Here is a 12,456-nt window from a genome sequence, read left to right as displayed (position 1 = left end):
ATGAGCATGTTTAACAGCTCCGTGCTACGCCACATCAACAGCTACCGCTTTCGCAACAGCGAATTCAGCTACCTGTTTGAGCGCTACGAGGGGGACGAATACATCTCCCTCGATATGGAAACCACCAACCTCGACCCCAAGACGGCCCATATACTGTCGATCGGTGCGGTGCCGGTGAGGGGCAACGAGATCCTCACCAGCCGCCGGTTTGACGTCAAGCTCAACGCCCCCAAGGAGATGGACCCGGAAGCGATACTGATTCACAAATTAAGAACCATCGACCTGCAGGGCCAGATGGACACCGAGCAGGCCCTGCGGGACCTGCTCCACTTTATTGGTAACCGGCCGATCCTCGGTTACTACATCAGCTTCGATATCGGCGTCCTTAATCGCCACTACAAGGAGCTGCTGGGCTTCAGCCTCCCCAACCGCAGTATCGAGCTGAGCCATTATTACCTGAAAAAGGTGCGGCGCCAGCACCCCGATATGGAGGTGGACGCGCGCTTTGAAACCATTGCCAGCCAGCTCAAGCTGCCGGTCACGGAGCGCCATACCGCTTATGGCGACGCCCTCACCACCGCCCTCATGTATGTGCGCCTGAAATACGGCCCGCCACCGAGCGTTTGACGGCCGATAGCGCTCTGCCTCCCCCTCACTTCGCCCCCTTAACCGGTATTGCAAGACAAAAAGACAGGTGCCTTAGAAGCGCTCTGGAACGGGGGTTTCAGCGCCCTCGACTGACCCGACTCGCCGATATACCAATGTCTAATGGTTGCCCGAAGGGGGGCTGTCCAAAATAGCACCAGCTTGAATTGCCCCCCGATAAAGGTGCCGTTGGGAGGAACCCTGAACCCCCGGCCAGGGGGCGGGTTTCTCTCTCCGCACTACAAATAACACGAATCAATTACAGCAAAAGGTACGCACGATGAGCGACAACAACAGCTACCCCGTCAGGGCCGACATCGCCCAGCAGGCCTGGGCCGATGAAACCACCTACCGCGAGATGTACCAGCAGTCGGTGGTCAACCCCGAGGGGTTCTGGCGTGAGCACGGCCAGCGGGTCGACTGGATCAAGCCCTTCACCCGCGTCAAGGATGTCTCCTTCGATTACCATCGCGTGGAGATCAGCTGGTTCAAGGATGGCACCCTCAATGTTGCCGCTAACTGTCTCGACCGTCACCTCGACACCCGTGGTGACCAGACCGCCATCATCTGGGAGGGGGACGACCCGGCCGATGACAAGCAGGTCAGCTACCGCGAACTGCACGAACAGGTGTGCCGCTTTGCCAACGCCCTCAAGAGCCAGGGCATCCGCAAGGGTGACGTGGTCACCATCTACATGCCGATGGTGGTCGAGGCGGCGGTAGCGATGCTCGCCTGCGCCCGTATCGGTGCTATCCACTCGGTGGTGTTTGGTGGTTTCTCCCCCGACGCCATCGCCGGTCGCATTATCGACTGCAACTCCAAACTGGTGATCACCGCCGACGAGGGGGTGCGCGGTGGTCGCCGGGTAGCCCTGAAGAAAAATGTCGATGAAGCGCTCACCAACCCGGCGGTCAAGACCGTCGAAAAGGTGATCGTCTTCCAGCGCACCGGAGGAGATGTCGAGTGGCACTCACATCGCGATGTGTGGTGGCACGAGCTCACCCAGCTTGCCTCTCCCCACTGCCCCGCCGAAGAGATGAACGCCGAGGACCCACTCTTTATCCTCTACACCTCCGGCTCCACCGGAACCCCCAAAGGGGTGGTACACACCAGCGGCGGCTACCTGGTGTACGCCTCCATGACCCACCAGTACGTGTTTGATTACAAGGATGGGGATGTTTACTGGTGTACCGCCGATGTCGGCTGGATCACTGGCCACACCTACCTGATCTATGGCCCGCTGGCCAACGGCGGTACCACCCTGATGTGCGAAGGGCTGCCCAACTGGCCCGACAGCAGCCGCATGAGCCAGATCGTCGACAAGCACCAGGTCAATATCCTCTACACCGCCCCCACCGCTATACGGGCCCTGATGGCCGAGGGCAACGCCCCCATCGCCGGCACCAACCGCTCCAGCCTCAAGCTGCTGGGCAGCGTGGGTGAGCCGATCAACCCGGAAGCCTGGGAGTGGTATTACAAAACCATCGGCGATGAGCGCTGCCCGATCGTGGACACCTGGTGGCAGACCGAGACCGGCGGCATCATGATCACCCCGTTGCCGGGGGCCACCGCCCTCAAGCCGGGCTCCGCCACCCGTCCCTTCTTCGGCGTGCTACCGGCACTGGTCGATAACATGGGCAACATCATCGAGGGAGCCACCGAGGGCAATCTGGTGATCCTCGACAGCTGGCCTGGCCAGTCCCGTACCGTCTATGGCGACCACGAGCGTTTTGTGCAGACCTACTTCACCACCTTCAAGGGGATGTACACCACCGGCGACGGCGCCCGTCGCGACGAGGATGGCTACTACTGGATCACCGGCCGGGTGGACGACGTGCTCAACGTTTCCGGGCACCGCATGGGGACTGCCGAGATCGAAAGCGCGATGGTGGCCCATGAGCACGTAGCCGAGGCCGCCGTGGTGGGTTACCCGCACGACATCAAGGGTCAGGGGATTTACGTCTACGTCACCCTCAACGCCGGAATCGATGACAGTGAAGAGCTGAAAAAGGAGCTGCGCCAGTGGGTACGCCGTGAAATCGGCCCCATCGCCACACCGGATATCATCCAGTGGGCTCCCGGACTGCCCAAGACCCGCTCCGGCAAGATCATGCGTCGTATCCTGCGCAAGATCGCCGCTGACGAGTGCGAAAACCTGGGAGACACCTCCACCCTTGCCGACCCCTCCGTGGTGGACAACCTGATCGCCGATCGGGCCAACCGCCGCGCCTGAATAAGAACTGACCTCTAAGTAATCGTAACTCTTATACCCAGCCATTTGGCTGGGTTTTTTTTTAGGTCTCAAAAGTTATATGATGCCAACATCCAGTCCGCCATCGACGGCGACTAAACTGATATAAACTCAATGCCTGGGCACGGCAGGATGCCGTGCCCAGTACCCCCTAAGGAGATATCGCCGGGAATGACCCTAAGCCGTGATCGCGCTACCCCCAGTTTCAGTGACAGTGGGCTCAACCTGCTGCCGGGCGTGATCTATCGCCGAAACATCACTCCCCCCTGGCAACCCGAGTGGCTCAACGATGGCCTGCAGGCACTCTGTGGCTACCGGCCCCGGGGAGCGGATGACAGCGCCCAGCTACTCTCCGTCATCCCGCTTTCGCGCCAGCAGGAGCTGCAGCAGCAGATCGAGCGCCAGCTCAGGGAGCAAAACCGGTTCTCCATCGAGTACTCGATTCGCCACAAGGATGGCTCCATCCGCTGGATACAGGATCGGGGCCAGCGTGCGCCTGACAACGCCCAGATGATCGAAGGGCTCTGGCTCGACATCAGCGACCGCGTCAACCGGGAGGAGCAGCTTCGCACCCAGCATTCGCAGCTGCAGGGAGAGCTCAAACTGAGCGCCTCCAAGCTGCAACTGGCCAACCAGGAGCTGAAACGGGCCCTGCTCACCCAGATCGAGCTGCAGGAGGCTCGCTCCACCGAACTCCAGCGCATTCAGGGCCAGCAACAAACCCTCAGCCGCCTGGTGGATATGGCATCGAGCAAGCGCTACGACTTCCACCAGCTTCTCAAGGAGATCTGCCACCTCTGCTGCCGTATCCTGCGTACCGACCGCCTCGGTATCTGGATGTTTGAGGATAACGCAGCGGTCTCAGACCTGCTCTACGACACCGCCACCGACGCCTTCAGCCCCCCGGCAACCATCCGCCCCGACAGCCACCCGCAGCTGCTCGAGTTCCTTCGCCAGCAGCGCATCCTGATCCTGCACCAGGGGGACCACCCCGAGGTGGTGAACGAGCTGCAGGAGACCCTGCCCTCCGCCGCTGACAACCGGCTGATCTTCGCTCCCCTGACCGGCTCCAACCAGACCATCTGTGGCGTGTTGATCGCCGATTGCGATAACCGTCGCCGTACCTGGCACAGCGACGAGCGTTTTTTCCTCGCTTCGGTCGCCGACTTCCTGGAGCTGCAGATCATGAATCAGCAGAAACAGGGGCTACTGGACGAGCTGCGCGCCTTCCGTAACGCCGTCGAGCAGAGTAACAGTGGGGTGATGATGCTGAACCGCAACGGCGAGTTCGTCTACGTCAACCACGCGTTCTCCAACATCACCGGCTTCCAGGCCGACGAGCTGATCGGGCAACCCTTGCTGGAGCGCCTGCAGCTTGTGCAACAGAGCCTCGACAGCCAGATCAGGGAGAGCCTGTTCGAGCAACAGGCGCTCTGGCAGGGCGAGGTGCGTGCCCGCAGCAAACAGGGCAACCTCTATTGGGCCCATATGACCCTCACCCCCGTGCTCGATGAGCGCAAACAGCTGTGCCAGTTCATGGGGGTGTACCTGGATACCACGGGCCAGAAGGATGCCCAGGCCCATATCGAGAAACTCGCCTTCAGCGACCCCCTGACCGGCCTGGAAAACCGCCAGCTGTTTCAGGAGAAGCTGCAGCAGGCGCTGCTCAACTGCGAGCGCAGCGGTTCACAGATCGCCCTGTTGTTCCTCGATATCGACAACTTCAAGCGCATTAACGACAGCCTCGGCCACCGCACCGGGGATCAGCTGCTGATCCAGGTCGCTACCCGCATCAAGGCCTGCGTCCGCACCAGCGATGGCGTGGCCCGCATCGGTGGGGACGAGTTCACCATCCTCCTGCACGAGGTGGAGAAGCCCTCTGATGCCGGTGCCGTCGCCAAGAATATCCTTACCATCATCAGCAAACCGTTTTACATCGACGACCACCAGATCATGGTGTCGGCCAGTCTGGGTATTACCCTCGCCCCCGGCGATGGCAGCGACATCAACAGCATCATGCGCCACGCCGACCTGGCGATGTACAAGGCCAAGGCCCAGGGCAAAAACACCCTCCAGTTCTTTACCGAGACCATGAACGAGGAGGCGCAGCTGCGCCTGTTCCTCGAAAACGAACTGCGCAACGCCATGGCCAATGAAGAACTCTACCTGAACCTGCAGCCCAAGGTTGACCTGGCCGATGGGACCATCTGCGGGATGGAGGCCCTGCTGCGCTGGAACCACCCGGAGCGGGGCATGATCCCGCCGGACCACTTTATCCCCATCGCCGAGGATACAGGGCAGATCATCGAGATCGGCAACTGGATCATCCGCACCTGCTGTGACTACATTGTGCGCCTGACCGAGGAGGGCTACGGCCACCTCAACATTGCGGTCAACCTTTCCGCGCGCCAGTTCCGCGAGCCCAGCCTGATCGAAACCATCAAGATGGCGATCTGCGAGTCGGGCATCGACCCCACCCAGCTGGAGTTCGAGATCACCGAAAGCATGCTGATGGACAAGGTCGACCAGGCGATCGAGCAGATGAACCAGCTCAAACGCATCGGCGTTACCCTGTCGATCGACGATTTCGGCACCGGCTACTCCTCCCTCGCCTACCTGCGCCAGTTCCCGATCGACCTGATCAAGGTCGACCGCTCCTTCGTACAGGATATCCCCTACAACAGCGGCGACATGGAGATCACCGCCGCCGTCATCGCCATGGCCCACCGCCTCAACCTGCGGGTCGTGGCCGAGGGGGTGGAAACCGCCGAGCAGCAGGACTTCCTGCGCCAGCAACTGTGCAGCTACGCCCAGGGCTACTTCTACAGCAAACCGCTCACCTTCGAACTGCTCGTCCAGCAGCTGCCCGCCCTCAACCGGCAGGCCAACAACAAACTATTTTCCCAATAACCCGGGCAATGCGTTGACACTCCCCCCTCCGATCCCTACAATGCGCAGCACGTTGATGCGGGGTGGAGCAGCCTGGTAGCTCGTCGGGCTCATAACCCGAAGGTCGTCAGTTCGAATCTGGCCCCCGCTACCAAATAACGACGAAAAAGGCTTACCGAAAGGTAGGCCTTTTTTGTTGCCTGCAAGGAAAGCGGGTCGGGCTCAGCTCTCCTATAGACCGGCGAAGGTCGTCCGTTCGAACCGGGCCCCCGCTACCCAGTAACGACGAAAAAGGCTTACCGAAAGGTAGGCCTTTTTTGTTGCCTGCAAGGAAAGCGGGTCGGGCTCAGCTCTCCTATAGACCGGCGAAGGTCGTCCGTTCGAACCGGGCCCCCGCTACCCAGTAACGACGAAAAAGGCTTACCGAAAGGTAGGCCTTTTTTGTTGCCTGCACGGAAAGCGGGTCGGGCTCATCTCTCCTATAGACCGGCGAAGGTCGTCCGTTCGAACCGGGCCCCCGCTACCCAGTAACGACGAAAAAGGCTTACCGAAAGGTAGGCCTTTTTTGTTGCCTGCAAGGAAAGCGGGTCGGGCTCAGCTCTCCTATAGACCGGCGAAGGTCGTCCGTTCGAACCGGACTCCTCCCCCCTTATTGTGAATCCAGAAGGCACCTGCGATCATCCCGGCCTTGCCAATAAGGCGGCTGAGGTCATAAAGTCGGATATCGTGACGCTTCGCGCGCCACCACTCACCTCAACTCAATCAACCGACGGTTGATACGCTATCGATAGGTGCAATATGGACAGCCTCAACACGGAATCCCGTTATAACGCCGACTTTCAGCAGCGCGTTGTCATACGTCCCGAGGAGTACCGCTGGGTGCCCTCTCCGATGCCGGGGGTCGAGAGAATGAAGCTGGACCGCATCGGGGGCGAGGTGGCTCGTGCAACCTCTATCGTACGTTATGCTCCCAACAGCACGTTCTCTCCTCACGCCCACGATGGCGGCGAGGAGTTTCTGGTGCTGGAGGGAGTGTTCGCCGATGAGCATGGCCAATACCCGGCCGGAACCTATGTCCGCAACCCCATCGGTACCGCGCACAGCCCTCGGATCGGTGAGGCGGGAGCCACCATCTTCGTTAAACTGCATCAGTTCGACAAAAGCGACCAACGACAGTTTTCGATCGATACGCTCAGTGAGCCCTGGCGCCCAGGACTGGTGGAGGGGTTGAGCGTCATGCCGCTGCATGGGTTTGACCAGGAACAGGTTGCCTTGGTGCGCTGGGCACCCAATACCCGGTTTAATGCCCACAAACACTGGGGGGGCGAAGAGATTCTGGTACTGGAGGGCACGTTCTACGACGAACATGGCACCTATCCCGCTGGCACCTGGATTCGCAGCCCCCACCTAAGTGAACATAAACCCTACACGATGGATGAAGGGGCGCTTATCTATGTGAAGGTAGGTCACCTTTAACCGCTTTAAACATCTTCACCCTTAACAAAAAATCGGTTACCGCTTTCGATGGCATCCAGTTCACAAAATTATCGATTTACACACTTTTGAACTAGCCTTAGTTATGACCCATCGTTATCCGCGCAGAGCGCTACCGTGCCGTTGGCAAGGTAGTGTGCCTGATACGATTCGCCGCGCGGTATGGCTTAAATGTTAACTATGCCCGGCAGCCCGCGGCCGGGGAGTGCTAAATAAGCGCTCATTTGTAACCTTAGAATCCTTATCAAGCAGGGGAGTGTAGCGATGAAGCAACTAGCAAAGTCTCGACTGATCCACTCATTAATGATCTCCATGCTGTTTGTGATCAGCCTGGGGGCCGGTCATGCCCAGGCGAAGATGATCCCTACCACGGACCTCATCCATTCAGGAGGGGCGCAGTACAGCCAGCAGCAACTGCAAGCGGCGCTGGCCTCCGATGAGCTGAAGCAGCAGCTGGCCGACCTGGGGGTCGATAGCGAGCAGTTAAGCGACCGTATTTCAAGCCTGACCCCCGATGAGATCCAGCAGCTTAACGCAGAGCTGGAGCAGCAGCCGGCCGGGGGGATCATCGGTGTACTGCTCGTTATCTTCATTGTCTTTGTGGTCACCGATATGCTGTGCGCCACTGACCTCTTTACCTTCGTGCGGTGTATCAACTAACCCCGATGCCCAGGCCGCCTTGCCCCGTTACGGGAACGGTGATGGCCGGGGCCCTTGCCCGGGTGGCGGCACTGCTCGCCATCGCCCTTCTGATGGGCTGTGCCAGTCGCCCGGACAGCATCGATACGACCGGGCTCGCATCGCTCACCCCGCACCGCCAGCTGGACAATATTCCCTACTTTCCCCAGATCGAGGATCAGTGCGGACCCGCCTCCCTGGCGACCCTGCTCGCGGCCCAGGGGGTGGATATAAGCGCCGAGGCGTTGCGGGGCAAGGTCTATATTCCCGGCAAGGAGGGCGCAGTCACCACCGAGATGATTGCGCGGGCTCGGCGCTACGGCATGCTGACCTATGTACTGCGGCCCGAGTTATCCGACCTGCTGATGGAGGTGGACGCCGGCCACCCGGTGCTGGTCCTGCAAAACCTTGCCTTCGACTGGATGCCGCGCTGGCACTTCAGTGTCGTGGTGGGGTATGACCTGCCCCGCCAGACCATCAGCCTGCGTAGTGGCGAGGAGCTGAACCATGAGATCGGCTTCGAACTGTTTTTAAAGATCTGGCGCCGCGCCGATTCCTGGGCGATGGTGGCGCTACCGGCCGGGCAGCTCCCCGCGACCGCCCGGCGCACGGCCACCCTGCGGGCGGCCAATGACCTGGAGCAGGTGGGAGAGAGCCGTGCGGCGTTGCAGGTTTACCAGTCGATCATCGAGCGCTGGCCCGATGCCGATACCGCCTATTTCGGTGCCGGCAACAGCGCCTACGCATTGGGCCAATACCGGGCCTCACAGCGCTTTTTTTCAGCCTACCTGCGCCAGCAACCCTCGGCCGCTGCCGGCTGGAACAACCTGGCTTACAGCCTGGTCGCACTGGAGTGCCGCTCCCAGGCCCTGGCCGCCATTGGCTGTGCGGTCAAACAGGCACCGGGCAATCCGGCCATACAAGAGAGCGAGGCCGAGCTCCGCAAGCGGCTCCCGCTGCCATCGACGGCGTCCGACTGCCCGCAGGTCCAGTGCCCGCTGGAGTAAGTCCAGGCCACTACCCTCCTTAAAAACCTTCCCCCGGATACTGTTTTTATATACAGTATGCGGTATGAAAATCGCCATCACAAAAGCCTGCACCGCCCCCAGTACGCTTTCTCTGCCGCTGCTCTCCCACGGGGTCGCTGCGGGCTTCCCGTCGCCCGCTGACGACTATATTGACCGTCCGCTGGACCTCAATGAGCACCTGATCAAGCACCCGGCGGCCACCTATTTTGCCCGCGCCAATGGCGACTCCCTCAACGGCCGGGGGATCTTTGACCGCGACCTGCTGGTGGTGGATCGCAGCCTTCGTCCCCTGCATGGCGACCTGGTGGTCGCCGCCATTGACGGCGAGCTGTGCTGCAAGATCCTGGACCTGCGCCAGCGCCAGCTCTGTTCGGCCAACCCCGCCTACCCCCCCGTCGCCCTGCCCGAGGAGGCAGACCTGGTCATTGAAGGGGTGGTGATCCACGCCATCCATCACCTGCGCGCCCCCTAGCCATGTTGGCCCTGGTCGATGTTAACGCCTGCTACGCCTCCTGCGAGGCGATCTTTCGTCCCGACCTGCGGGGCAAGCCTATTGTCGTGCTCTCCAACAACGATGGCTGCATCGTGGCCCGAAGCAGTGAGGCCAAGGCGTTGGCCATCCCCGACCTGGAGCCCTACTTCAAACTCCGCAAGCAGCTGGACGCGTTCGGAGTCGAGGTGTTCAGCTCCAACTACAGCCTCTACGGTGACATCAGCCGGCGTATCATGCAGAGCCTCGCCACCGAAACCCCGCACCTGGAGATCTACTCCATCGACGAAGCGTTCCTGGATTGCACCAACCTGGGCGACCTCAGCGGTTTTGGCCACCGTATCCGCAAGCGTATCTGGCGCGAACAGCGGGTTGGGGTGGGCGTCGGCATCGCCCCGACCAAGACCCTGGCCAAGCTCGCCAACCAGGTTGCCAAACGCTTGCCCCGTGCGCAGGGCGTCTGCGTACTGGATACCCCCGAGAAGTGGAACTGGGTGCTGCAGCGAACCGCGGTGAACACAGTCTGGGGCATCGGCCGCCGGTTGGCCTCACAGCTGGCTGGGCTCGGTGTGGTGACGGGGGCGGATCTGGCGGCGCTGCCGCCCGAGGTGGTGCGACAGCAATTCAGCGTCACCCTGGAGCGCACGGTACGGGAGCTCAATGGCCTCTCCTGCCTGCCGCTGGAGGAGGCCCCCCCTCCCAAACAGCAGATTGTCAGCAGCCGCTCCTTTGGCCGCAAGATTCGCAGCCAGAAGGAGTTAGAACGGGCGGTGGCCCAGCATGCCTGGCGCGCCGGAGAGAAGCTTCGCCAACAGGGTTCGATCGCCATGGGGCTGATGGTCTGGATCAATACCAGCCGCTTCGCCCCCTTTCCCTACAGCCAGGGACTGGCCACGCCGATCGCCGGTGGCACCGACGAGGGTGCCACTCTGTGCCGCTACGCCAGGCAACTGACCCGGCGCCTCTACCGGCCCGGTTACGACTATGCCAAGGCCAGCGTCAGCCTGCTGGACCTGGTACCCGCCAGCCAGCACCAGGCCGATCTGTTTACCGCCTCCTCCAACCCTCGCCTCAACGCTGTCATCGACCGCATCAACCACAAATACGGCAGCAACAGTCTGCGGTTAGCCGACCAGTGGGCCCCGCGTGACTGGGCCATGCTTCGCCGCCGCCTATCCCCCGCTTACACCACGCGCTGGAGTGATATTCCCGTTATAGAGTGCCGATAGTCTGGCCCGGGAAGCGGCCACCGGCCCCCATTCATTAGCAAACCTCACAAAAGCCGGGTGTGCTATTGTCTTACGAGTAGCGAGGATGGGACGGCGCGTGCCGATCCGCCATTTTCTAAAAAGCACGCGGGGGCAGGGATGAATGAGGCGACAGCAGGCTGTGATATCGGTTTGATCGGTGCCGGGGTGATGGGGAAAAGCCTGACCCTGAACCTCGCGGACCATGGCTATCGGGTAGCGGTGTTTGACCGGGACCCCAACCGGCTTGACGCCCTGCATGACCAGGATGCGGCCGAGCGAGGCGACCGGCCTACCCGCCTGCACGGTTGCAGCACCTACCCCCAGCTGCTCGCTCAACTGCCCACTCCACGCATCATCCTGCTGTCGATCCCCGCCGGTAAACCGGTGGATGAGGTGTGCCAGCGGCTGATCGCGGCCGGGATCGGCACAGAGGATATCGTCGTCGATACCGGCAACAGCCTCTGGAGCGACTCCCAGGCGCGCGAGCAGCACTACCGCAGCCACTTTATCTTCTTCAGCACCGCCGTCTCCGGCGGTGAGGTGGGTGCCCGCTTCGGCCCCTCCCTGATGCCCAGCGGCTGCCCCGCCGCCTGGTCCCGCCTGCAGCCGATCTGGGAGGCAATCGCCGCCAAGGTAGACCCTGAATCCGGCCAGCCCATCGAATCCCGGGTGCCGGGCAAGCCGGTAACGGGGGGCGAGCCCTGCGCGGCCTATATCGGTCCCGGCGGCTCCGGTCACTACGTCAAGATGGTGCACAACGGCATCGAGTACGCGGATATGCAGATGATCTGCGAGGCCTACCAGATCATGCGCGACGCGCTGGGGATGCAACCGGCCGCCATCGCCGCGGTGTTTGCGCAGTGGAACCGGGGGGTGTTAAACAGCTACCTGATCGAGATCAGCGCCGAGATCCTGGCCACCACCGACGCCGACAGCGGCTTGCCGCTGGTTGATATCATCCTCGACAAGGCGGGCCAGAAGGGGACCGGCCTGTGGACCGCCGTCAGCAGCCTGCAGCTTGGCATCCCCGCCCCCTCCATCGCCGAGGCGGTGGCCGCCCGCTCGCTGTCGGCACTGAAACCGGAGCGGATGATCGCTTCCGGAGTCCTCGCCGGCCCCCAGGCAGCGCCCCCTCCCGACCACCAGAAACACGCCCATATCGAGGCGCTCCACGATGCGCTCTACTGCGCCAAGCTCTGCGTCTACGCCCAGGGCTTCCAGTTAATGAGATGCGCGGCCAGGGAACAGGGCTGGACCCTGAACTTTGCCGCGATCGCCAGCATCTGGCGTGCCGGCTGTATTATCCGCGCCCGCTTTCTGCACGCCATCCGTGAGGCCTTCGCCTGCGATCCCGACCTGCAAAACCTGCTGCTGGCCCCCTACTTTGCCAAACAGCTCGCCGCCCGCCAGCACAACTGGCGCCAGGCGGTCGCCCACGCGGCCCTGTCGGGTATCCCAATCGCCGCCCTGGGTTCAGCCCTCAGCTATTACGACGCTTACCGCACCGCGGTGTTACCGGCCAACCTGCTGCAGGCCCAGCGAGACTTCTTCGGTGCGCACCGGTTCGAGCGGATCGACCGCGACGAGGGCACGCTCTACCACTGCGAATGGAGCCTGCCGGGCCGCCCCCTGACACACTAACCCATCATCAACGCCTTAGCCTGGCGGTGGCTGAATGCCCATGCCAGCCCCGGCAGCCGAGGCCAGGCCTGAGAGAAACCATAGTCCTCG

9 protein-coding genes and 1 tRNA gene are annotated in these 12,456 nt (G+C 61.8%); all 10 read left to right on the top strand.

Annotated elements, in window-relative coordinates; translation table 11 throughout:
- The 10 genes from D0544_RS02505 (at position 1) to gndA (ending at position 12,366) form a co-directional block, all read left to right on the top strand.
- Complete coding sequence (locus D0544_RS02505; RefSeq protein ID WP_243647225.1) at positions 1-627, top strand: 3'-5' exonuclease; 627 nt, start codon at positions 1-3, stop codon at positions 625-627.
- Positions 628-925: 298 nt separating this feature from the next.
- Positions 926-2,878 carry an acetate--CoA ligase gene (gene acs, locus D0544_RS02500; protein WP_125014436.1) on the top strand — a complete coding sequence of 651 codons (1,953 nt, stop codon included), beginning with the start codon at positions 926-928 and terminating at the stop codon, positions 2,876-2,878.
- A 189-nt stretch (positions 2,879-3,067) separates the two neighbouring features.
- Complete coding sequence (locus tag D0544_RS02495) at positions 3,068-5,806, top strand: bifunctional diguanylate cyclase/phosphodiesterase (RefSeq protein ID WP_164880800.1); 2,739 nt, start codon at positions 3,068-3,070, stop codon at positions 5,804-5,806.
- 56 nt (positions 5,807-5,862) lie between these two features.
- Positions 5,863-5,939: transfer RNA gene (locus D0544_RS02490), tRNA-Met, on the top strand.
- A 644-nt stretch (positions 5,940-6,583) separates the two neighbouring features.
- A complete protein-coding gene (locus D0544_RS02485) occupies positions 6,584-7,261 on the top strand; it encodes a cupin domain-containing protein (protein ID WP_125014434.1) in 678 nt (225 codons plus the stop codon).
- 282 nt (positions 7,262-7,543) lie between these two features.
- Positions 7,544-7,939 (top strand): PA2779 family protein, encoded by a 396-nt coding sequence (locus D0544_RS02480; protein ID WP_125014433.1) that lies wholly within the window; start codon positions 7,544-7,546, stop codon positions 7,937-7,939.
- A 41-nt stretch (positions 7,940-7,980) separates the two neighbouring features.
- On the top strand, positions 7,981-8,964 hold the full coding sequence (locus D0544_RS02475; RefSeq protein ID WP_164880799.1) for a PA2778 family cysteine peptidase: 984 nt from the start codon (positions 7,981-7,983) through the stop codon (positions 8,962-8,964).
- Between the two features lie 64 nt (positions 8,965-9,028).
- A complete protein-coding gene (locus tag D0544_RS02470; protein WP_125014431.1) occupies positions 9,029-9,457 on the top strand; it encodes a LexA family protein in 429 nt (142 codons plus the stop codon).
- 2 nt (positions 9,458-9,459) lie between these two features.
- The gene (locus tag D0544_RS02465; protein WP_125014430.1) at positions 9,460-10,704 is read left to right on the top strand and encodes a Y-family DNA polymerase; all 1,245 of its coding nucleotides are present in this window, start codon (positions 9,460-9,462) and stop codon (positions 10,702-10,704) included.
- A 138-nt stretch (positions 10,705-10,842) separates the two neighbouring features.
- Positions 10,843-12,366, top strand: a complete 1,524-nt coding sequence (gene gndA, locus D0544_RS02460; RefSeq protein WP_125014429.1) for an NADP-dependent phosphogluconate dehydrogenase — start codon at positions 10,843-10,845, stop codon at positions 12,364-12,366.
- Positions 12,367-12,456 lie beyond the last annotated feature (90 nt).

It is taken from the genome of Aestuariirhabdus litorea, assembly GCF_003864255.1.
In the GTDB taxonomy this organism is placed as follows: Bacteria; Pseudomonadota; Gammaproteobacteria; order Pseudomonadales; family Aestuariirhabdaceae; genus Aestuariirhabdus; species Aestuariirhabdus litorea.
The sequence above is the reverse complement of the archived record's forward strand: the minus strand, read 5'-3'. Positions and strand labels throughout refer to the sequence as shown.